Raw genomic sequence first — 22,507 nt, 5'->3', positions numbered from 1 at the left:
CTTTATTCAGCGTGCAGGGATTGCGGGTCTATGTACAGGATATAGCCCTCGTTGCGGACGGTGCGCACGATCTCCGGCTTGGAACGATCCTTTTCTATGTAATGGCGGATACGGCTGATGCACACATCAATAGCCCTGTCTTCGTAGTTCAGATTGCGGCCAAAGGCGCGGCGCAGCAGCAGGGCGCGTGACAGTACTTTATTGGGGGCTTCCAGCAAGGACAGCAGCACATGGAAGTCTGAATTGGGCAGGGAGATGGTGACGCCTTGGGGCGAATACAACTGGCGTGCATTCAGGTCCAGCTGCCAGCCCAGAAAGTGATAGCGCGAGGGCGGAGCATCCGCGATGGCGGTTTCTGCCTGGGCCTGTGGAGCTGCATGGCGCCGAATCACCGCCTTGCAGCGTGCCAATAGTTCTCGGGATTCAAAGGGTTTGACCACGTAATCATCCGCGCCCAGCTCCAGACCCGCCACCTTGTCGGCCAGTTCATTACGGGCTGTCACCATGATGATGGCTGGAAGATCGTCGATGCCGCGCAATTGTTTGCACAGTTCCAGGCCATCCTCGCCGGGCAGCATCAGGTCCAGCAAGACCAGAGAAATCGGGTGGCGCTTGAGCAGTTCAAACGCTTGAGCACCGCTTTCGGCGATGTACGTGGTGAATCCGCCAAAGCTCAATTCCTGGGCGGTCAGCTCGGCAAGTTCTACATCATCTTCAATGATTAATACACGGCGTTGGGGGCTGGAAAAACCTGTCATTACATACCATTACATTGCGATTGGGCGGGAACATAAGGCGAAACATCGCCTGAAACCATACACGCTAATCTTACGGCGAACAAGAATTGTTCTCATTATTAAACAGGAGTCATGTTTTGCCGTTCCCTTCATCCCGTCCACCACTCAAGCCTCTTGCGGCCTTGATTCTTCTTGCCCTGAGTGGGCAGGCAGCCTGGGCACAAGATGCGCCCGCCATGCTCAAGCCCATTACGGTCAAGGGGCACGAGCAGGCAGAGCCCGAAGACAGCTACCAAAAGATTTACAGCAAAAGCTCGACCGGGCTGCGCATGGAAGAAAAAGATACGCCGCAGGCCATCACCAACATTACACGCCAGCAAATGGAGGATCAAAACATTCAGTCGCTGGACGATGCCTTGACCTCGGTGTCGGGTATCAGTGTCAATGAGGTGGATATTGGTTCGCGTACAACCTACCGGGCGCGTGGCTTCAACATCAATAACTACAAGATTGATGGCCTGGAGTTCAATGGCGAGTCCGGTTTTTCCGGCATAGGCGGGGCGGTGAATATGGACCTGTACGAAGACGTCAGCGTCTTGCGCGGGGCCAACGGCTTGCTGGGCGGTACGGGTGATCCGTCGGCCAGTATTTCCCTGTCCCGTAAAAAGGCATACCGGGAATTTGGCCTGCAGGGCAATGTCGAGCTGGGCAGCTGGCGCAAGCGACGCCTGATGGGGGATATCAATACTCCCCTGAGCAAAGATGGGGATTTGCGGGCGCGTCTGGTGCTTAGCGGGGATGACAGCCATACCTTCCGCGACAATGAGAACCCCAGGAGCTTTGGCCTGCTGGCTACCATGACTTACGACTTCTCGCCCGACACCAGCGTGACGGCGGGTTACGAGTACACCTATAAAAAGCACAAGGGCACATCCTGGGGCACGAACGTGCCTATCTGGTTCTCGGACGGCACTCGTACGGATTTTGATCGCAGCTATCACCCGGTTGCGGACTGGAGCTATACCCAGCGCAAGAATCACACCTGGTTTGCAAACCTGGAGCAGAACCTGGGCGGTGGCTGGCATGCCGACGCCAACTACAGCTATAGCGACCTGGAAAGCATCAACAGCTTTGGGGTGTTGAAAGCCAATAGCGCCGGTTCCAAATGGGGCCTGTTTGATAGAGAAACGGGCCTGGCGTATTTGAACAGCCTGCATTCGGAGAGCGAGGGCACGCAGCATGCCTTTTCCTTGAATGTCACCGGGCCATTCAAACTATTGGGTCGCGAGCATGAGTTGATTCTGGGTTTTAACGGCCAGCGCTCAGAGGAGACTTCCTATCAGTTCAGTGGGGCCTTGGGGAACTGCCATATTGATGGTCATGTGCCTGCTCGTGGATGTCAGTACCGTCTGGATCTGCCGGCCAACTGGCAGACCTGGAATGGTAATGAGTACGGTGCGCCGCAAACCTTCCGTACCGATGCGCGTGGTGTGACACGGACGACCAATTACGGCCCGTACATCGCCACCCGTCTGGAGCTGGCTGACAATCTGAAAGTCATTCTGGGTTCGCGCTACAGCTACTACAAAACCTATGCCTACGATTACGACAAGGACAATGTCAAAAGCGCACGTCGCTCCGAGCTGGACAAGAAGGTATGGACACCCTATGTAGGCCTGACCTTTGATGTCACGCCGAATCACACGCTCTACACCAGCTATACCGACGTGTTCAAACCGCAAAGCCAGCGCGATGTGGCAGGCAATATCATCAAGCCAATTACGGGGGCCAGCTACGAGGCGGGTATCAAGAGCTCCTGGCTGGATGATCGCTTGTCCAGCACCGTGGCGGTGTTCCATGCCAAGCAGACCAACGTCGCCAAGGCCGATGATGATCGCACCGTGCTGGATACCGGCGATCAGGCGTATGTGGCCAATGCTACGGGTATCAAATCCACGGGTGTGGATTTGCAACTGGCGGGGGCGCTGACCAATCGCTGGAATGTGTATGCTGGCTACACCTATATGAATGTGGTGGATTCCAGTCCCAATAGCAGTCCACGTCAGGACCCGCGTCACAGCTTCCGTGTTAGCACCACGTATCGTCCGAACGTGCTGGCCGACAAGCTGACGTTGGGGACCAGTATCAGCTATGACAGCTCCACGACATCCACGCCTATGCCCGGTCGTCCCTTGACGGGCGGCGGCTTTGATAACAGCCCGATTCGTCAGTCCGGCTACATGCTGGCCCACGTGATGGCGCGTTATGACGTGAACAAGAATCTGAGCGTGACGGCACGCGTCAATAATCTGTTCGATAAGGAATACTATCGAGAGTTCGGTTTCTATAACGGCCTGATTTATGGCGAGCCACGTAACTTTATGGTGAATGTGCAAGCCCGCTTCTAAGCGCGTCTGCTTTGGGTTGTAAAAAAGCGGCGCTAACAGGTAGCGCCGCTTTTGCACGTCTGTTATTTGTTTGTAGGGATAGTCCATCTGGCAGGACGTGACCCCAGGTCTCCGATTCGTCGCCAGGTACCTGAGTGATTTGAGCTATAGCCGAGATCAGGAGTGAGCAGTGGCATTCAGAGTCTTGCCAATGCAAGAGTGGCTTGCTGACTGGGGAGAGGAACTATTATTCTTCGTGGCGGCTGCGTCAACATCAAGCGTGATGATGACGCAGCCCCAAGTCAATTAGTTGCAGTTTCAAAGCCCCAGGAGTTACAGGTATGGTCCCATTCGGCTTAAGTCCGGCACAGTTTCAGCAGCGTTACAGGCGGTGTCTGGAACGAGCTTCAAAGCATCTCATTACCGAGTTACGTACCTTGTTCGCCTTGCCTGTGCCAGATAGCGTTGCGGATGCCCAGGTGCAAATTTTTTTTGGTGAAGATGGCCTGGAAACCCCGTCGGCATGGATTTACTACAGCGGTGAAAATAATAAAGTAGATAGCAGCGACCCTTCCATCTTTCCCGGTAGAGCCCTGGAACTGTCTCTGGGTTTGGACAAGATGGACGCCTTCCACGAAGACTATTTCCTGGATGAAGGCTTGGATGGACTGAGTATCGCGGCTAACACCACCAAAGCGTGGTTTGCAGAATGCTGGTGGAAAGCGGGTGGATGGAGCTATGCCGTCCCCGTGGCGGTGTGGGTGCATGATGGCTTTGGGGACGGTGAGGGTATTGAGTTGTCAGAAAGGCGATAAGGTCGTGCAGGAGTTATTCCTGTCTACATAAAAAGCCACTACTGCTCATTCTATTTCTTCGTTCCAGCCTGCTCGTATTGCTATTGTGGGTGGGGTTTGGGTGGTGCCTGGCGGGGTAGTGGGTCTTTTCCCTGCCTGTTGTCCGAGAGCAGAAAGCAAAAAAGCCATTTCCGAAGAAATGGCTTTTTTACTGAATATGGCGCGGCTGGCAGGATTCGAACCCACGACCCCTTGGTTCGTAGCCAAGTACTCTATCCAACTGAGCTACAGCCGCTAAAGAAGTAGAAATATAGCACGGCTATTTTTACTTGTCACCAAAATATCAACAAATTTTACTGAAATCGTCTTTTTTTATGTTTTTCGGGGTCGGCGGGCAGGCTCTAAAGCCAGAGATGGCAAGGCATGCAGCGGGACAACAGTGAATCTCTTTATTTTTGGTCTTGGGGGCTCGTCTTGGTGGTCCTTTAGGCGCGCCAGACAGAAACTTCGAACAGTCTGCCCCGGATGACTTGCCCCACAGGGCACAAAGTCGCATTATTACGCCATTGTTTTGGAGCCCAATGTAATGGATCTGTCGAAAATTACCTGCACTGAAGATTTCCGCCTGGCGGCCAAACGCCGCGTGCCCAAGATGTTTTATGACTACGCCGACTCCGGCTCCTGGACGCAGGGCACGTATCATGCGAACGAGCAGGATTTTCACAAGCTGAAATTCAAACAGCGCGTGGCCGTGGACATTGACCATCGCAGTCTGAAGACCAAGCTTCTGGGCCAGGATGTTGCCATGCCCGTGGCTATTGCCCCTACCGGCCTGACCGGCATGCAGCACGCCGATGGTGAAATGCTGGCGGCTTTGGCCGCACGGGATTTTGGTATTCCTTTCACCCTGTCCACCATGAGCGTGTGCTCGCTGGAAGACGTTGCCCAGGCGACCCGTGCCCCGTTCTGGTTCCAGCTGTATGTGATGCGTGATCGCAGCTTTATTGAAAACCTGATTGCGCGTGCCAAGGCGGCTAATTGTTCGGCGCTGGTCCTGACCCTGGACTTGCAGGTTTTGGGGCAGCGTCACAAAGATATTAAAAATGGCCTGACCACACCTCCGCGCCTCACCATTCCTAATCTGCTGAATCTGGCGACCAAGCCGTACTGGTGCCGAAATATGTTGCGCACGCACCGTCGTAGCTTTGGCAATATCGTCGGCCACGCCAAGGGGGTGTCGGATCTGCGCTCCTTGTCTACCTGGACGGCCGAGCAGTTCGACCCGAGCCTGAACTGGAAAGATATCGAGTGGATCAAGAATGCCTGGGGCGGCAAGCTGATTGTTAAAGGCATTATGGATGCCGACGATGCTCGTTACGCCGTGGATAGCGGGGCTGATGCCTTGATCGTGTCCAATCACGGTGGCCGTCAGCTGGATGGCGCGCCATCCTCAATTTCCTGCCTGCCTGCGATCAGCAAGGCGGTAGGTGACAAGATCGAAGTGCTGGTCGATGGCGGTATTCGCAGCGGTCAGGATGTGTTGCGTGCCCGCGCCTTGGGCGCTCAAGGTGCCATGATTGGCCGTGCTTTCCTGTATGCCTTGGGTGCGGCGGGGCAGGCCGGTGTGGCCCGTTTGCTGAAACTGATGGCGAATGAGCTGGACGTGTCCATGGCGTTTTGCGGTCGTACCGATATCAATCAGGTAGACCGCTCCATCTTGCTCAATCCCGATATTTTCGATCGCCCCGGTTACTGAAGACCGATATGCAAGGGCCCTGGCTGGACGGGTAAATGACCTCGTCCGTGGGGCCCGTTCAGATCCAGTACAGGGCCAGCCGGAACAATGCCCGTCGGGTTCAGATGACGATGGCTGCTGTAGTAATGGGTCTTGATGTGATCCAGGCTGACCGTGCTGGCCACGCCAGGCATTTGGTACAGCTCCAGCATGTAGTTCCACAGATTCGGATAATCAATCAGACGGCGCAGATTGCATTTGAAATGGCCAACATAGACCGGATCAAAGCGAATCAGGGTAGTGAACAAGCGCCAGTCGGCCTCGGTCAGTTGCGTGCCAGTCAGGTAGCGCTGCTGGCTCAGGCGAGCCTCCAGCCCGTCCAGGCTGTCAAACAGGGCATGAACTGCTGTGTCGTAGGCGGCTTGTGAGCGGGCAAAACCTGCTTTGTATACCCCGTTATTGACGGTGTCATATACATGGGCATTGATCTGGTCGATTTCGCCCAGCAGCTCGGCAGGTGCCATATCCAGGCTGCGCGCGCCCAAAGTATCAAAGGCGCTATTGAAAATACGCATGATCTCGGCCGACTCGTTATTGAGGATTGTGCCGCGCTGCTTGTCCCACAGTACGGGCACGGTAATGCGCCCCGTAAATTGCGGGTCCGCCTTGGCATAGAGCTGATGCAGGAACTGCGCATCCATGACCGGGTCCGGCACCACGCCCTCCGCCGGTTCAAAGGTCCAGCCCTGATCGCCCATGATGGGGTTCACCACCGACACTGAAATCAGCTTTTGCAGCCCCTTTAATTCGCGCATGATCAAGGTGCGATGCGCCCAGGGGCAGGCCAGCGAGACATACAGATGATAGCGATTGGCCTGGGCAGGCTGCGCTGCCTGGCCGTCCGGGCCGGGGCCGCCGTCGGCGGTAATCCAGTCCCGGAAGGCAGACTGGGCACGTTGAAATGTATCGGACTGGGTGCTGCTGACAGGCTCTTTGCTATGCCATTGTCCATCTATCATCATGCCCATCTGTGTACTCCGTTTTAGCCTTTCAGCTTGATTGCAATTTCAGCGATATGACGGCCCTGGTAGCGGGCGCCGTCCAGCTCGTTCTGGCTGGGCTGACGTGAACCGTCGCCACCGGCAATGGTGGATGCGCCGTAAGGGCTGCCGCCAGTGACTTCGTTCAGCAGTGTCTGGCCTGCAAAGCTGTAAGGCAGGCCCACCACAATCATGCCAAAGTGCATCAGGTTATGAATAATGGACAGTAGCGTCAGCTCCTGCCCACCGTGTTGGGTGGCGGTAGAGGTAAAGGCACCGCCTACCTTGCCATTGAGTGCGCCGCGCGCCCACAGGCCACCGGCCTGATCCAGAAAACTGGCCATTTGCGAGCTGATGCGCCCGAAACGGGTGCCGGTGCCGACAATGATGGCGTCGTAGTTTTCCAGGTCGCCAATAGTGGCGACCGGGGCGGCTTGATCCAGCTTGAAATTCGCTTTCTGGGCCACGGCTTCCGGGACCAGTTCGGGGACACGCTTGATGTCCACCGTCGCGCCAGCGCTTTGTGCACCTTCGGCAACCGCTTGGGCCATTTTTTCTACGTGGCCATAGGCGGAGTAATAGAGAACCAGGACTTTTGCCATTTGAACTTCTCCAGAAAAGCGATCAACAAGGAATCGGACGGGGCAGCGGCCACAGGGCTAAGCCGGGGCGCAGCTGCTATGACGATGATAGTCGTGCCACGCCCGCTCTGCCAAACCCCTGGACGGATTGTTTTGTGTCAGAGTCTGTCTTGCAAAGCGGGTGGCCGTCCCGAGGAGCATCAGCCTGGCAGCAGGGCGTAGGTGGTGGTGGCGTGGGCGGCCAGTCGACCTTGCTCGTCCAGCAGCTTGATGTCGCCAAAGACCATGCTTTTGCCACGCTTCAGCACTTGGGCGTGTACCAGCACATCCCCCTGGCTAACCGGGCGTACAAAGCTGGTGTTCAGTGAAACTGTAGTCATGGGGCGAAACTCCCCCAGACTTTGACTGACGGCCAGCACCATGGCGGTATCGGCTGCCGCCATATACACCTGACCGCAGACCACACCGGCCACGTGCGTCAATTGATCTGAAAAAGGCAGGCGTAGAACCACGCCGTCTTCATTCATGTTTTCTACACGCAATTTCAGGGCTTGCACCCAAGGGGCAAATAGCGTGTCCAGCAAGTGTTGGCTTTGCTCAAGAGTCATCAGGGATCAGCCGCAGTAAACAGAGGTAATTTTGTTTTGTTCGTCCACGCGGATGTTCAAACGGGTGGGGTCGTAGTCCGTGGTGTACATGCGGTCCGGAGCCAGGACGCGGGCTTTTGCCGCACCGGCCTGTTTGACCAGACGTTCAACTTGGCTTTGGCTGGCGGTTTGACCGGCTGGATTCAAGGCGTCCGCATTGCACAGACCACCAGAAGAGTCGCTGAACGAAGAAGTCGAGCTTGTTTGCGCGCTATTGCCCGTGGCCGTGCAAGCAGCCAGCAAAACGGCGGGAAGGACGCTAAGTAGTACGGAGAGTCGCATGGGAAATCCTTAAAAGCAGCTGGGAAGCATTCAGCTTGAAGGATTAATAATACCTGTTCTAGGCGGGGCGTTTAAGGCCTTTGACACTGCGTTTTGTGGTGGTTTTGCCCGGCTTGACGGACACCTCGGGGTGCTGGGCAATCGAGTAGCGCAAGGGGGCCTTGGCCCAGGCGCCCGCGTACTCTACGCCGATGCGTGGGCTGATCAGAATTTGCTCCGGCGGCAGGGCGGGGGCGTCCAGCCAATGCATGGCAGGGGCGCAGGCATCTGCACCGTTATAAGCTTTGTCTATACCCATCCCTTTGCACAATCGTCCGGGGCCTGACAGGGACGGGCCATCCTCGGGCGACGTCCATTGCGCCGCCCGCAGCAAGACCGCCGTACCATCGCCTTCAACACCGCTGACGATATTCATGCAGTGGTGCAGGCCGTAGATCAAATACACATAGGCGTAGCCTGCCGGGCCGAACATCAGTCGCGTGCGCTCGGTGATACCGCGTCGGCTGTGGGCGGCCTGATCCTGGGGACCCAGATAGGCTTCGGTTTCTACAATGGTGGCGCAGCGCTCCCCGCGCTCGTCATTCAAAACCAGGGTTTTGCCCAGCAATTCCAGGGCAACGTAACGCGGATCACGGGCAAAGAACGCACGTGGCAGGTACAGCGCGGATTCAGTCATTTCCGGGAATCTGCTCCAGCTTGTTCAACCAGGCCTGCTTTTGCTCCTTGGGTAAAAAGGAGGAGCGCAAGCTATTGGCTGCCAGAGTGCGTAAATCGGCCTCCCGCAGATTCAGGGCCTGGGCGGTTTGCAGGTAGTTGTCCAGCAGATAGCCGCCAAAATAGGCCGGGTCGTCCGAGTTCACGCAGACATTCAGGCCGCGATCCAGCAAATGCTTCAGATTGTGCTGGTGCAGGCTATCAAAAACCTTGAGCTTGATGTTGGACAGCGGACAGACTGTCAAGGAAATGGCGTGGTCGGCCAAATACTGCATCAGGGCCGGGTCGTCCTGGCTGCGCACGCCATGGTCGATGCGTTCTACTTTCAGAAGCTGAAGGGCATCGCGTACATAGCTGGCCGGGCCTTCCTCACCCGCGTGGGCGACCAGTCGGAAACCCAGCTCTCGGCAATGGGCATAAACCTTCTCGAATTTGGCGGGCGGGTTGCCCTTTTCCGAGGAGTCCAGGCCAATGGCAATCCACAGGTCGGAATACTGATTGCGCAAGGGCAAGGCGGCTTCCAGGGTGTCAAACGCCTCGGCTTCGCTCAGGTGGCGCAGGAAGCTCAAGATCAGATAGCTGCTGATCCCCAACTCGGATCTGGCCTGGCGGGCGGCGCGGGCAATCCCGGCAAACACGGTTTCCATGGCGATCCCGCGTGCCGTGTGCGTCTGCGGGTCAAACATGATTTCTGTGTGGACAATGCCATCGGCCTGGGCGCGCAGAAAGTAGGCCCAGGTCATGTCAAAGAAATCCTGCTCGGTGATCAGAACCCCCGCCCCGGCGTAGTACAGGTCCAGAAAGGACTGCAAGTCGGTGAACTGATAGGCGGCGTGCAGGCCGGCCTGATCGGGATAGGGCAGCGTAATGTGATTGCGCTGGGCCAGCTTGAAGATCAAGTCCGGTTCCAGCGTGCCTTCGATATGAAGGTGCAGTTCAGCCTTGGGCAGTTGGCGGGTAAATTCGCGTAGGGAAAAGGCGGAATCAGACACGGGGCGCTCCTGGTAGGCAGAATATGCGCCCCATTATACGAAGGCAAAGGCCTGGGGTCAGGCGTCCTTGCCACGCAGGGCGGCAATGGCCAGAAAGAGCCAGGCCAGAATCATGGCTACTCCGCCAATAGGGGTAATCGCGCCCAGCCATTTCACGCCGCTAAGCACCAGAATGTACAGGCTGCCGCTGAAAATCAGTACGCCAGCCAGCATCAGAATTGCGCTGCGCGACTGCCAGGTCGCATTCAATTGCGAGCCCAACGCGGCAATCAGCAGCAAGCCCAGACCATGCAGCAATTGATACAGTACGGCCGTGTGCCAGGTTGCCAATGCCGAAGCGTCAACCATGGCGCGCAGGGCGTGGGCACCAAACGCGCCCAGGCCTACGCCCAAGGCCATAATCAGTGTGCCCAGGCACAGAATGGATCGTGATTTCATGTCGTTCCTTGCAAGTCGCTGCGGTCGCAGCGCGGAGGGAGGCCAGTGCTATTATCGAACAAAAAAATTGGCTTTGTCTGCAAGGAGACAGCATGCAAGAAATAGCTCCGGTCGCCCCTGATGCACAAGACGTTGTGGTGGCCGCGTATCGCTATCAGTCTGGCCAGCCAGCACAGGCTTTGGATATTCATCACCTGCCTATACACGATCCCTTGAAGGACGGCTTTATCTGGATTGGTTTGAAAGACCCCAGCGAGGCGACCTTGCGCGAAGTAGGGGCGCAACTGGGTCTGCCAGACAATGCCGTTGAAGAATTGATTGCCCCTCATCGTCGTCCCAAATTGCTGGAGTTCAGCAATTGCCTGATTGTGGTGGCGGTAACCTTGGGCCTGAAAGATCTGCGCCCACTTTTTGGTACTACGCAGATTCTGATTGCCCACGGCTTGTTGCTGACGGTGCGGCGTGGTTCCAACAGCAGCTATTTAGAGCTGCGTGCCCGTCTGGAAAGCACACCGGCCTTGCTGGAACGGGGTAGTGATTTCGTCGCCTCGGAGTTGCTGGATCTGATTGTGGACCAGTACCAGACTTGCCTGGAACAAACCGAAAAGGCCGTAGAAGCCATTGAGCAGCAATTTCTGATTCGGGGTTTCAAGGAAAACGATGTACGGCGTATTTATCGTTTACGGCGCGATTTGCTGCGCGTGTATAACGCGGTAACGCCATTGGCGGAGCTAAGCCGTCGTTTGTCGCGCATCGAGCTGGCGTATGTGGATGCGGAAAGTCGGGCGTATTTCGGTGAAGTGGCAGACCGCATTGCCCGCACTTCTGAATTTATTAACAGCCTGCGGCAGGCCCTGGCCTTCGCCTTTGAAGGTGGCTTGATGATAGGGCAGATGCAGCAGACTGACACTACCCGCAAGCTGGCGGCCTGGGCGGCCATTTTGGCCGTGCCGACCGCGGTGGCGGGGATTTACGGCATGAACTTCAAATTCATGCCCGAGCTGGAATGGACGCTGGGCTACCCCCTGGCCTTGGGCCTGATGGGCAGCGTGTGCGGATTTTTGTACTGGAAATTCAAAAAGGCCAAATGGCTCTAGATTAAGAGACGGGGCAAGACGGCCGGAATCAAGGAGGCGAGATGGGTCTGGAACAGCAGTTACAGAATCAGGTGCCGGATTTGATGCATGACGATCTGTTTGGCGAAGATCCGGCTTTACAACATTGGCAAAGCAAGCTGGCCTCCCAGGAGGCTCGGCAAGCGCTGGCGGACTACGGCCAGAAACTGGGCTCTGCCCATTGGCGCGAACAAGGTGCCTTGGCCAATCGCCAGCCGCCGCAATGGCGAGGCTGGTCTGCTCAAGGGCAACGAGTTGATCAGGTGGATTTTCATCCCGCCTGGCATCAATTGATGAGCCTGGGCATGGAGCAGGGCCTGCATATCTGGCCCCATCAGTCCGAACCTGGCCGGCACCTGCAACGAGCCATGGGCTTTTACATGCATGGTCAGATTGAGGCGGGCACCTTGTGTCCCTTGACCATGACGCGCGCCGCTGCGCCCTTACTGCAGGCTGATCCGTTTCAGGAATGGGCGGCCAAGCTGGACATCAATCAGTACGACTCTTCTGATCAGTTGATGACAGAAAAAAGCAGCGTGCTGCTGGGCATGGGCATGACGGAAATGCAGGGCGGCTCTGATCTGCGCGGCTGCACCACTGAAGCGCATCCCCAGGCTCAGGCGTTTCGTCTTTACGGGCACAAATGGTTTTTCTCCGTGCCGCAGGCGGACGGGCATCTGGTACTGGCTCGTGAGCACGAGCAGTTTTCTTGTTTCCTGATGCCGCGCTATACCGAATATGGCTTGAATCGCCGGTATATACGCAGGCTGAAAGACAAATTGGGCAACCGCTCCAACGCCAGTGCCGAAATTGATTTTGATGGTGCACTGGCCTGGCGCGTGGGCCAAGCCGGTCGCGGTATTGCTTTGCTGGCCGGAATGGCGGCCCGTACCCGTATTGATTGCGTGCTGGGCAGTGCCGCCCTGATGCGGCAGGCTTTGGTGCAGTCCCTGCATTACTGTCAGCATCGACGCTGCTTTGGCAAACAGTTGATCGATCAGCCCTTGATGCAGGCGGTATTGCTGGATATGAGCCTGGAAAGCGAAGCGGCCACCCATCTGGCCCTGTTCCTGGTGGATTTGCAGGAGCGGGCTGATGATCCCGTGGCGCAGGCGGTGCTACGCGTGCTGGCTCCAGCTGCCAAGTTCTGGGTATGCCGTCGGGCCATCGCCCTGTGTGCCGAAGCCATGGAAACCTGGGGCGGCAACGGCTATATCGAGGATGGCCCCATGCCGCGCTTGCTGCGCGAAGCTCCTGTCAATTCGATTTGGGAAGGCTCCGGCAATGTGATGTGCCTGGATGTGCAGCGCGCCTTGAGTCAGGAAGGTGTCCTGGAGGCCTTGCAGGCAGACTTGCGTGCCCGTACCGGGGATGATGCGGAACTGGGTCAGGTTGCACAGGATTTGTTGAGCACAGTTTCCCAGGCCGGAGGCCGTGTCTGGACGCAGAAACTGGCCCTGCTGTACCAAGCCTGCCTGATGCGCCACGTGGCTCCCGATGCCGTCGCGGATCTGTTCGCGACCCATCGTCTGCAACAAGGTCCGGCTACCGTATTCGGGCTGGAAGGTGTGGAGCAGGCTTCCTGGTATTTGCATCGCATCTGGCCCCGCCTGCAGGCGTCTTGATGCAGGCCTGCCTACTAGGGACATTGCTCTGGACAGGCGGTGCGCAGTATCTATAATTTGTTAGCCTTGTTTCTGCTACCCGCCTGGAGTGTTGTCCGCATCATGACTGTGTTTTCCCTGTCCGGCTTTTCTTCTTTGACGCGGCGCACAGCCGTTTGTGCTGGCTTGACGGCTGTGATGGCTGTCTGGGCCTTGCCTGTTCAGGCTCAAGACTTCGAGCTGACAGGGCGCGTGGTGCGGGTGGCCGACGGCGATACGCTGACGATTTTGCCCAGCAATAACAGGCAGGTGCGCGTGCGTCTGGCCAGTATCGATGCTCCCGAAACCACCAAAGACAGCCGTCGTCCCGGCCAGCCCTTTGCGGTGGCCTCGCGGCGCTTCCTGTCGGATTTGGTTTCCGGTAAACATTTGACCCTGTCTTGCTATGAGCGCGACCGCCACGGTCGCGCTGTATGCGATGTGCCTTTGGCCGATGGCGAAACCGCCAACCAGAAACTGGTACGGGCTGGAATGGCCATGGCCAATCGTGAAAAACGCGGCCGCTTCCTGCGCGACCCTCGTATTGATCAGCTGGAGCGCGAAGCCAAGGAAGCCGGTGTAGGCATCTGGTCAGAGCCCAGTCCTGTCCCGCCATGGAAATGGCGTTATGACTGCTGGCAGCAAGGGCAATGTTAAGCCCTTTGCGGCGGATGGGGCTGGCCTTGTTGTGCGTCGGATTGGCAGCTTGCTCCAAACCCGTTAACAGCCCTTATCAGGAAGGCAGCGCAGCAGAAAACACGCTCTACAGCGCGTTCACGACCCGCTCCCCCAATCACCTGGACCCGGCCTTGTCCTACTCCGGTGACGAGACACCGTTTACGTATTCGATTTATGAGCCGCTGTACGGCTATCACTATCTGGACCGTCCCTACCGCCTGATTCCCAAGGCGGCGGCCGAGCTGGTAGAGCCTGTATACCTTGATGAGCAGGGTAATCGTTTGCCTGCTGATGTGCCGGGCGAACAGGTGGCAGTCAGCCGTTACGATATTCCCATCAAGCAAGGCATTCGCTTTCAGCCGCATCCGGCCTTTGCCTTGGATGAACAGGGCGAGTACCGCTATTACCCCATGCGGGCGCCGGACCTGAACGATGCTTTCAGCATTGCCGACTTCGCCCATACCGGCTCGCGCGAGCTGACGGCTCACGATTACGTTTACGCCTTCAAGCGTTTGGCCAGCCCGCGCTTGGCCTCTCCTGTGCTGGGTGTGATGGCCGAGCACATCCGGGGCTTCAAGGAGTTCAGCGAAGAACTGGCCCGTATCGACAAGCAGGAGCCGCGTCCACAATGGCTGGATTTACGGCCCTACACCTTGCCGGGTGTGCGAGCGCTGGATAAACACACCTTGCGCATCGAGGTGAATGGCAAGTACCCACAGTTCAAGTACTGGCTGGCCATGACCTTTACCGCGCCCATGGCCTGGGAGGCCGAGCGCTTTTATAGCCAGCCGCGCATGGCGCAGCACAATCTGACACTGGATAGCTGGCCCGTGGGCACAGGCCCATTCATGCTGACAGAATCCCTGACCAATCGCCGTCACGTTCTGAGCCGTAACCCCAATTATCGGGGGGAGCCATACCCTTGTGTGGGCGAGCCCGGCGACCAGGCTGCTGGTTTACTCGAAGATTGCGGCAAGCCCATGCCTTTTCTGGACAAAGTGGTGTTCTCTCTGGAAAAAGAGGGCGTCCCCTTGATGGGCAAGTTCCTGCAGGGCTATTACGACATTCCGCAGGTGGAGCGGGGCGAGTACGGTGTCGCCATGACAGTAGCCGCGCAGGACTCGGTCGACAAAGCCAATCTGTATCAGGAGCGCGGCCTGCAATTGCGCACGGCACCTGAAGCGCAATTGTTTTATATGGGCTTTAACTGGCATGACCCGGTGGTCGGCCAGGGCGATACGCCCGAGCAGTTCGAGAAAAACCGCAAGCTGCGCCTGGCCATCAGCATTGTGTTCGACTGGGAGCAGTACGTTTCCATTTTCATGAATGACCAAGGGGAGGCCGCGCATAGTCCTCTGCCGCCTGGCGTGCCGGGCTATCAGCCGCTGCCCCAGGGTGCCAACCCCTACGTCTACACCAAGGACAACGGCGTGGTGAAACGCCGCAGTCTGGACGAAGCGCGCGATTTGCTGCGACAGGCGGGCTATCCGGATGGACGGGACAGCCGTACCGGCAAGCCCCTGATTCTGTATTACGACTCCATGATGGGTATGGGCTCGGATGCCACGGTGGACTGGATGCGCCGTCAGCTGGCCCAGGTAGGCTTGCAGCTGGAAGTGCGCGCTACCGATTACAACCGCTTTCAGGACAAGATGAAGCGTGGCGCGGCACAGCTATTTCTGTGGGGCTGGGTAGCCGACTACCCGGACGCCGAAAACTTCTTCACCTTGCTGTATGGCCCCCAGGCCAAGAAAGATTTTGGTGGTGAAAACGCCGCCAATTACCAAAGCGCGGAGTTTGATCGCCTGTACGAGCAAATGCGCTTTCTGAACGACGGCCCGGACAAGCAGGCGGTGGTGCAGCAGATGATCCATCTGGTCCAGCATGATGCCCCCTGGATGTTTGGCTATGTGCCCAATGCGGGTGGTGCCTACCAAAGCTGGGTGCGCAATGCCAAGCCGTCCATGATGGTGCGCGACAGCATCCAGTATTACCGTATCGACCCCGAACAGCGTGTGGAGCGAATTGATCGCTGGAACCGCCCCGTCTGGTGGCCCGCCATTCCGCTGGGCTTGCTGGCCTTGATCCTGGTGTGGGTGGTGCGCTCGCAGGCTCAGGCGCGTCGTCGCCATGTGGCTCTGCGCAAGGAGAAAGACTGATGTTTTCCTACATGCTGCGGCGCATTCTGTATGGCGTGCTGATTCTGATAGGGGTCAATCTGCTGACCTTTGTGTTGTTCTTTGCCGTGAACACGCCTGACGATATGGCCCGTTTGTCCATTGGTGGGCAGCGCGTCAGCCAGACGGCCATTGAAAACTGGAAGGCAGAGCGCGGTTATAACAAGCCGTTGTTTTATAACGCGCAAGCGGAAGGCTCCAAAACCTTTACCGACACGATTTTCTACGAGCGCTCGGTTCCTTTGTTGCGCCTGGATTTTGGCTTGTCCGACCAGGGGCAGGATATTGCCTATCAGATCAAGCAACGCATGGGGCCCAGTTTGGCGCTGGCCTTGCCCACCTTCTTTTTAGGCTTATGGGTGTGTATCAGTTTTGCCTTGCTGATGGTGTTCTTTCGGGGAACCCGACTGGATTTTTCCGCCGTTGTGCTGTGCGTCGTGTTGATGTCCATTTCGGGCCTGTTCTACATCATTGCCGGGCAATGGCTGTTTGCACGGGTGCTGCGCTGGGTGCCGTTTTCGGGCTGGGTAGAAGGGATGGATAACTGGCGCTTTCTGGTCTTGCCGGTGCTGGTGGGGATTTTGTCGCGTATCGGGGCGGAATCGCGCTTTTATCGCAGCCTGTTTCTGGAAGAGGCCAGCCGTGATTATGTGCGTACGGCGCGCTCCAAGGGGCTGGCGGAATCTACCGTTTTGTTCCGCCATGTCTTGCCCAATGCGCTCTTGCCCATCCTGACGGGTACCGTATCGGCTTTGCCCCTGCTGTTCATGGGCAGCCTGATTTCCGAGTCTTTTTTTGGTATTCCGGGTCTGGGCAGCTTCACCATTGATGCCATCAATGCCCAGGACTTCTCCATTGTGCGTGCCATGGTGTTTCTAGGATCGATGCTTTATATCGCCGGTTTGATTCTGGCCGATATTTCCTACACCCTGGTTGACCCCCGCATTCGTTTTAGTTGAGCCCGCCATGCCACAGTTCGTCTTTCTCTGGACCGATACCTTTGTGCTGGCACTGTTTCTGGCCATGGCGCTCTACACCTGGCGCGTCGTCAAGCGGCCTGCCTTGCGCTCGGCCTGGGCCAGTGTGGCACGTACGCCCTCGGCCATGTGCGCTGCTGTTTTTCTGGTCTTTTTCCTGCTGATCGGTTTACTGGACTCCATTCACTACCGGCCTTTATTGCCGGCTGCCCCTGGGCAGGAAGCCAGCACAGCCAGCTATGCCCCCGTCGCCCGCTCTGCGCTGGATGATATTCTGAAGAAAGCCGGGCTGGCCGAGGTGGAGAAAACCTATTCTGCTCCCTTGGCCCGCTTTCAACTGACCAAAGAAAGCATGCTGATAGATGGCAAGCCCGTGCGGGACTTTCCGCGTCTGGTCAATGCCGGGGTGGGTATGGATACACCTGCCGCGCATAGACACGATATTTTGCAGCTAGGCGCCAAAGGTTTGGCCTGGGGTGTGCTGGGCAGCGTGCTACTGGCTGCTCTGCTGACGCTTTGGGGGCGCAAGCAATCCATGGAGCCGGGTTGGGGCGCGGCCTGGCGTTATTGGTGGCAAGGGCAGGGTTTGGTGAATTGGCGATTGGTCTGGTTCAGTGCCAGCGTGCTGGTGATACTGCTATGCCTGGTGCTGAGCCTGAGCGCGAATTACTACGTGCTGGGCACGGATCGCACGGGTAACGACATCATCTGGCAAGCCTTGAAAAGCGTGCGCACGGCTTTGGTGATTGGCACCTTGACCACCTTCGCCATGCTGCCACCTGCCATCATTCTGGGCTTGGCCGCTGGATACTTCCGGGGCTGGGTGGATGATGTCATTCAATACATTTACACCACGCTGACTTCCATCCCTGGCGTGCTGCTGATCGCCGCTTGCGTGTTGATGATGCAGGTCTATATCGACACCCATCCCGACAGCTTCGACACCGTGGCCGCTCGCGCAGATCTGCGCTTGTTCATGCTGTGCCTGATTCTGGGTTTGACCGGCTGGGCGGGCCTGTGCCGCCTGCTGCGGGCCGAGGTGTTGAAGCTGCGCGAGCTGGACTACGTTCAGGCAGCCCAAGCCTTTGGTGTCGGTCATCTGCGCATCATGTTCCGTCACCTGCTGCCTAACGTCATGCACATTGTGCTGATCACCCTGATTCTGGAGTTCTCCGGCCTGGTGCTGTACGAGGCTGTGCTGTCTTATCTGGGTATTGGTGTGGACCCGAGCATGCCATCCTTTGGGCGCATGATTGACGCCGCCCGTAGCGAGCTGTCCCGCGACCCGATCATCTGGTGGGGCCTGGCCGGGGCTTTTGTGATGATGCTGGGTTTGGTTCTGTCTGCGAACATTTTTGCCGATGCGGTGCAAACGGCGTTTGACCCTCGTACTCGTCGCTTCAAGGCTTTGCGAGTACGTCGTCCAGGAGGAGCCAAGGTATGAGCGAGCTTGAAAATGTCTCCGCCGTGAAGCCCTCTGCAACGCCTGCCGTGCTGAATATCGAGGGTCTGGAGCTGCGTGTGCAGTCCGATGCCGGTGTGCAAAGTGTGGTGCGTAATCTGTCTTTGGCCGTGCAGCGCGGTGAGACCTTTGCTTTGGTGGGGGAGTCCGGCTGCGGCAAAAGCATGACGGCCATGGCGATCCTGCGCCTCTTGCCCGAAGCCGCCTGGATGCAATCTGGTCAAATTGCCTTGGACGGGTTGGAACTGCCGCCTTTGCCTGAACAGCAAATGCAGGATGTGCGCGGTAAACGCATCAGCGTGATTTTTCAGGAGCCGTCCACCAGCCTGAATCCGGTCATGTCCATTGGCCGGCAGATCAGCGAGGTGATTCGTCGTCATGGTGTGGCTCCTGCGGGGCAGGAAAGGGCAAGGGCCATCAAATGGCTGGAACGCGTCGGCATCCCCGGTGCCGCACAGCGTTACGACGACTTTCCATTCCAGTTCTCCGGCGGCCAGAAGCAACGCATCATGATTGCCATTGCCTTGGCGGCCGAACCTGATTTGCTGGTGGCTGACGAACCAACTACCGCGCTGGATGTAACGGTTCAGGCGCAGATTCTGCAGTTGTTGGCCGATATACAGAAAGAGATGGGCCTGGCTATCTTGCTGATTACGCACGATTTGCTGCTGGTCAAACAGTACGCCGACTATGTGGCCTTGATGCGGCACGGACAAATAGTGGAAGCCGGGCTGGCAAGCCAGTTCTTTTTGCGCCCTAGCCATCCTTATGCTCGTGAATTGCTCAATGCCATTCCCACTTTTGAGAAACGTGGGCGTCCCTTGTCCCGTGCCCCTGCGCCCATTGAAGCAGTCCCACCGCGCAATAGCGGCAAAGAGCTGGTGCTGGATATTCAGGGCTTGTCTGTTTCCTATAAGCAGGCTGGCTCCTGGTGGCGACGCCTGCCTGTCATTCCCGTGGTCAAAGACTTGAGCCTGCAACTGCACAAGGGCGAAACCCTGGCTTTGGTCGGCGAGTCGGGCTGCGGTAAAAGCACGGTCGCACGTACTTTGATGCGCTTGCTGGATCATCAGGCTCAGATCAGCGGGCAGGTGCAGATGCAGGGGCAGAACGTCTTGCAAGTGAAAGGCAAGGCCTTGCGGCAACTGCGCTCACGTTTGCAGATCATTTTTCAGGATCCCTATGGGTCGCTGGATCCGCGCATGATGGTGGGGGATATTCTCCTGGAAGGCCTGACCGCGCTGCGTCCTGAGCTGGACACGAAGGCGCGTCGCAAACGAATTGAAACTTTAGTGGACCAAGTCGGTCTACCCAAGAATGCCCTGGATCGTTACGCACATGAGTTTTCCGGCGGGCAACGTCAGCGCATCGCTATTGCCCGTGCCTTGGCGGTAGAGCCCGCCGTTCTGATTTGCGATGAACCCACCTCGGCCCTGGACGTGTCCGTACAAGCGCAAATTCTGGATTTGATGCGTGAGTTACAAATGGAACTGGGTCTGGCTTATTTGTTCATTACCCATAATTTCGGGGTTGTGGAGTATCTGGCCGATCGAATTGCTATCATGGCCAAGGGACGCATCGTGGAGCAGGGCAGCGCACAGCACGTTCTGTTCCATCCGCAGGAAGAGTTGACGCAGCGTCTGCTGGCCGCTGTTCCCCGTTAAGCCGCGCCACATGCCGGACTTGCCATAATTAGTCCGGCACTTCTATGTCACAATACGGCGGTCTGTCCGCCCATTGATAAACACATTATGAGTCTGAAGGTTTTTGATCTTGAATGCGAACACGGCCATGTGTTCGAGGGTTGGTTTAGCTCACGCGAAAGTTACGATGAGCAGATCAGTCGTGGGCTTTTGTGTTGCCCCGTCTGCGACAGCCACGAGGTCAAACGCAAACTTTCGGCTCCACGTATCAATGTAGGTGCGCAGGAAAGCCTTGGCGCTCCTGCCAGTGCTCCAGTTCCGCCTCCCTTGCCTTCAACCATGCCTACCGAAGCGCAAATGCGGGCGATTCAAGGTCAGCTTTTACAAGAGCTGCGTTCGGTGATACGCAAGTCAGACAATGTGGGCACCCAGTTTGCCCAGGAAGCACGCCGCATGCACGAGGGCGACATTGAGCCGCGCGCAATCCGTGGTCAGGCCACGGTGCAGGAGTATCAGGAACTGGCCGACGACGGCATTATTGCCATGCCGATTCCGGACTTTCTGGATGATGACCGCCTGCAGTAAATAACTGCGACATTTCTTTCAGCCTGCGGTGCAAGGTACTGCGATGCAGTCCCAAGGCGCGCGCCGCTTGTGAAATATTTCCCTGATGCTGTTTCAAAGCCTGCTGCACGGCAGCGTATTCCTGTTCCTTCAGGGTCTGTGGCTTGGGGGCGGTAAGGGGGCAGGTTTCCAGAGTGTTCCGAATCTCCGGGATGGCAGGCTCTTGGACCAGCACCGGGTGTTCTGCATTCAAGCACGGCAAGGCAGGCAGGTCCTGGGCCAACCAGAGCCGTCCCGGAGAATCTTGCACAATGATTTGCAGCAGCACTGATCGCAACTGGCGGTAATTGCCCGGCCAGTCGTAGTCTTGCAGTATTTGCAGTGCTTCGGGATGTAGCTGGGGCGCAGCCTGGCCTTGTGCCAGAATAGCCAGTTCTTTGGAAATGTAGTCGCCCAGATCGTTGCGTTCCCTAAGGCTGGGGACTGTGCAGATATAGTCTTGCAGTCGGAAGTACAGGTCGGCACGGAAGCGGCCATCACGCACCAGTTTTTCCAGCGGTTGATGGCTGGCGCTGATCAGCTGGAAGTCCAGCCTGTGTGTGCGTTCCGAGCCCAGTGCCTGCACCTCGCGCTCTTGTAGGACTCGCAGCAGACGGCTTTGCAAGCCTACAGGCATATCGCCAATCTCATCCAGAAACAGCACACCGCCATGGGCCTGACGCAATTTGCCTGCATAGCCCTGACGGCGTGCACCTGTAAACGCACCGGCTTCATAACCAAACAGCTCGGCTTCGATCAGGGTTTCGGGCAGGGCGGCGCAGTTAATCGCCACAAAAGGACCGGATTGCGACTTGTGACGACGATGCAGCTCACGCGCCATGCGCTCCTTGCCCGAGCCGCTAGGACCGCTGAGCAAGATGGACAAGCCCATCTGCATGGCGCGCAAAGCCGGCTCCAAAGCTTTTTCCTGTTGAGGGGACAGTTGTGTAGTTTCTGCCGTCTCAGTCCGAGCCAGCACCGCACGGGCTGGAGCCGGGGTTTTAGCCGCTGTGCTCAGGTGGAGCGTTACAGGTCGACTCGTGCTTTTCGCCTGTTCCAGTACCGAACTTAAGTCCTGGCCGGGTAGCTCCTGCCAGTCCTGGCGCAACATGCGGGCGGCCAACTCATCGGCCGCCACAATGGTGTCGTCCTCCAGAACCAGTCGCCCACTAAAAGCACTGTTGAGCAGGCCGGGGTCTGTATGCAGATGCAGCAGACGGCGGGATGGCGTGCACAGTGACTCCAGCATCTGGCGGCTGATCTGGCGGGCATACAGCTGCGCCAAATCCAGCGCGTAGTGATGTTCCAGTTCTGAAGGCCCGGAGATATCCAGCACTCCAATAATCTGGCCGTAAGGGTCGTAAATGGGGGCGGCGTGGCAGCTAAGAATCCGGTTGTCAGGCAGATAGTGCTGGCTGCCGTGAATCTTGATGGGCTGTGCGCAGACCAGAGCCGTACCGATAGCATTGGTGCCGCGATGGTTCTCCGCCCAACTCACACCCGCACGCAAGGCAACCTGCTCGGCCCGCTGCAGAAAGTGTGGGTCCCCCGCCTGTTGCAACACCGTGCCTTGTGCGTCGCACAATAAAACCAGACTGCGATGCGGGTGCACCAGCGCCGCCAGATCCTGTACCGCTGCCGAGGAGTGATGCAACAAGTGATGCTGTTGTTCCAGCAACTGTCGCAGCGCACCTTGACTCATGTCCCGAGGTTCCGCGCTTAACTCCGACTCCATCGTCTGACAGCGCTCCCAGGACTGACGCCACATGGTTTCGTTGGTCTGCGGGCAAAACGAGTGTAGAGAAGTCATGAGTGTGCTCCGGGAGGGGTGTCGCATTCTGCGACAGTGCTCGCTTTTTGCG

20 protein-coding genes and 1 tRNA gene are annotated in these 22,507 nt (G+C 57.4%); 11 read left to right on the top strand and 10 right to left on the bottom strand.

What is annotated here, in order from left to right; genetic code table 11:
* Positions 1-2: 2 nt before the first annotated feature.
* On the bottom strand, positions 3-758 hold the full coding sequence (locus D0C27_RS15675) for a response regulator transcription factor (RefSeq protein ID WP_137431290.1): 756 nt from the start codon (positions 756-758) through the stop codon (positions 3-5).
* A 116-nt stretch (positions 759-874) separates the two neighbouring features.
* Here D0C27_RS15675 and D0C27_RS15670 point away from each other — a divergent pair, with 116 nt between their 5' ends.
* Complete coding sequence (locus D0C27_RS15670) at positions 875-3,145, top strand: TonB-dependent siderophore receptor (protein WP_137431289.1); 2,271 nt, start codon at positions 875-877, stop codon at positions 3,143-3,145.
* Between the two features lie 320 nt (positions 3,146-3,465).
* Positions 3,466-3,939, top strand: a complete 474-nt coding sequence (locus tag D0C27_RS15665; RefSeq protein WP_137431288.1) for a hypothetical protein — start codon at positions 3,466-3,468, stop codon at positions 3,937-3,939.
* Positions 3,940-4,136: 197 nt separating this feature from the next.
* Here the strand turns inward: D0C27_RS15665 and D0C27_RS15660 are convergent.
* Positions 4,137-4,213: transfer RNA gene (locus D0C27_RS15660), tRNA-Arg, on the bottom strand.
* 291 nt (positions 4,214-4,504) lie between these two features.
* On the opposite strand from D0C27_RS15660, the gene D0C27_RS15655 reads away from it, so the two are divergent.
* Positions 4,505-5,674: an alpha-hydroxy acid oxidase gene (locus D0C27_RS15655; protein WP_009457768.1), complete on the top strand. Its 1,170-nt coding sequence runs from the start codon at positions 4,505-4,507 to the stop codon at positions 5,672-5,674.
* Here the strand turns inward: D0C27_RS15655 and D0C27_RS15650 are convergent.
* The 7 genes from D0C27_RS15650 to D0C27_RS15620 form a co-directional block, all read right to left on the bottom strand.
* The gene (locus D0C27_RS15650) at positions 5,668-6,681 is read right to left on the bottom strand and encodes a glutathione S-transferase family protein (protein ID WP_088450866.1); all 1,014 of its coding nucleotides are present in this window, start codon (positions 6,679-6,681) and stop codon (positions 5,668-5,670) included. The two genes, D0C27_RS15655 and D0C27_RS15650, sit on opposite strands and share 7 nt — an antisense overlap.
* 14 nt (positions 6,682-6,695) lie before the next feature.
* Positions 6,696-7,295, bottom strand: a complete 600-nt coding sequence (wrbA, locus tag D0C27_RS15645; RefSeq protein WP_009457766.1) for an NAD(P)H:quinone oxidoreductase — start codon at positions 7,293-7,295, stop codon at positions 6,696-6,698.
* Between the two features lie 179 nt (positions 7,296-7,474).
* Positions 7,475-7,882 (bottom strand): PaaI family thioesterase, encoded by a 408-nt coding sequence (locus tag D0C27_RS15640; protein WP_035270861.1) that lies wholly within the window; start codon positions 7,880-7,882, stop codon positions 7,475-7,477.
* A 6-nt stretch (positions 7,883-7,888) separates the two neighbouring features.
* Complete coding sequence (locus D0C27_RS15635; RefSeq protein WP_022983535.1) at positions 7,889-8,203, bottom strand: I78 family peptidase inhibitor; 315 nt, start codon at positions 8,201-8,203, stop codon at positions 7,889-7,891.
* A 58-nt stretch (positions 8,204-8,261) separates the two neighbouring features.
* The gene (locus tag D0C27_RS15630; protein WP_009457754.1) at positions 8,262-8,879 is read right to left on the bottom strand and encodes a DNA-3-methyladenine glycosylase; all 618 of its coding nucleotides are present in this window, start codon (positions 8,877-8,879) and stop codon (positions 8,262-8,264) included.
* Positions 8,872-9,909: an adenosine deaminase gene (locus D0C27_RS15625; protein WP_137431287.1), complete on the bottom strand. Its 1,038-nt coding sequence runs from the start codon at positions 9,907-9,909 to the stop codon at positions 8,872-8,874. The genes D0C27_RS15630 and D0C27_RS15625 overlap by 8 nt, the downstream gene beginning before the upstream one ends.
* A 57-nt stretch (positions 9,910-9,966) precedes the next feature.
* A complete protein-coding gene (locus D0C27_RS15620; protein WP_009457750.1) occupies positions 9,967-10,347 on the bottom strand; it encodes a DUF423 domain-containing protein in 381 nt (126 codons plus the stop codon).
* A 92-nt stretch (positions 10,348-10,439) separates the two neighbouring features.
* Between D0C27_RS15620 and D0C27_RS15615 the strand changes: the two genes are divergently transcribed.
* The 8 genes from D0C27_RS15615 to D0C27_RS15580 all read left to right on the top strand — a co-directional run bounded on the left by D0C27_RS15615 (position 10,440) and on the right by D0C27_RS15580 (position 20,627).
* The gene (locus D0C27_RS15615; protein WP_137431286.1) at positions 10,440-11,444 is read left to right on the top strand and encodes a magnesium and cobalt transport protein CorA; all 1,005 of its coding nucleotides are present in this window, start codon (positions 10,440-10,442) and stop codon (positions 11,442-11,444) included.
* A 41-nt stretch (positions 11,445-11,485) separates the two neighbouring features.
* A complete protein-coding gene (locus D0C27_RS15610; RefSeq protein WP_137431285.1) occupies positions 11,486-13,087 on the top strand; it encodes an acyl-CoA dehydrogenase family protein in 1,602 nt (533 codons plus the stop codon).
* Positions 13,088-13,126: 39 nt separating this feature from the next.
* Positions 13,127-13,762 carry a thermonuclease family protein gene (locus D0C27_RS15605; RefSeq protein WP_009457744.1) on the top strand — a complete coding sequence of 212 codons (636 nt, stop codon included), beginning with the start codon at positions 13,127-13,129 and terminating at the stop codon, positions 13,760-13,762.
* A complete protein-coding gene (locus D0C27_RS15600; RefSeq protein ID WP_060185705.1) occupies positions 13,756-15,942 on the top strand; it encodes an ABC transporter substrate-binding protein in 2,187 nt (728 codons plus the stop codon). The genes D0C27_RS15605 and D0C27_RS15600 overlap by 7 nt, the downstream gene beginning before the upstream one ends.
* The gene (locus tag D0C27_RS15595; RefSeq protein ID WP_009457740.1) at positions 15,942-16,919 is read left to right on the top strand and encodes an ABC transporter permease; all 978 of its coding nucleotides are present in this window, start codon (positions 15,942-15,944) and stop codon (positions 16,917-16,919) included. The genes D0C27_RS15600 and D0C27_RS15595 overlap by 1 nt, the downstream gene beginning before the upstream one ends.
* A 7-nt stretch (positions 16,920-16,926) precedes the next feature.
* Positions 16,927-18,381, top strand: coding sequence for an ABC transporter permease (locus D0C27_RS15590; protein WP_137431284.1), 1,455 nt, complete (start codon positions 16,927-16,929; stop codon positions 18,379-18,381).
* Positions 18,378-20,063, top strand: coding sequence for an ABC transporter ATP-binding protein (locus D0C27_RS15585; protein ID WP_052159334.1), 1,686 nt, complete (start codon positions 18,378-18,380; stop codon positions 20,061-20,063). Before D0C27_RS15590 ends, D0C27_RS15585 begins: the two co-directional genes overlap by 4 nt.
* A gap of 87 nt (positions 20,064-20,150) precedes the next feature.
* Positions 20,151-20,627 (top strand): DUF1178 family protein, encoded by a 477-nt coding sequence (locus D0C27_RS15580; protein WP_026484274.1) that lies wholly within the window; start codon positions 20,151-20,153, stop codon positions 20,625-20,627.
* Here D0C27_RS15580 and D0C27_RS15575 read toward each other — a convergent pair.
* Complete coding sequence (locus D0C27_RS15575; RefSeq protein WP_240688265.1) at positions 20,578-22,455, bottom strand: sigma-54-dependent Fis family transcriptional regulator; 1,878 nt, start codon at positions 22,453-22,455, stop codon at positions 20,578-20,580. The genes D0C27_RS15580 and D0C27_RS15575 overlap by 50 nt on opposite strands.
* Positions 22,456-22,507: the final 52 nt, after the last annotated feature.

Origin of the sequence: Alcaligenes faecalis, from assembly GCF_005311025.1 — a bacterium.
Taxonomy (GTDB): Bacteria; Pseudomonadota; Gammaproteobacteria; order Burkholderiales; family Burkholderiaceae_B; genus Alcaligenes; species Alcaligenes phenolicus.
The sequence above is the reverse complement of the archived record's forward strand: the minus strand, read 5'-3'. Positions and strand labels throughout refer to the sequence as shown.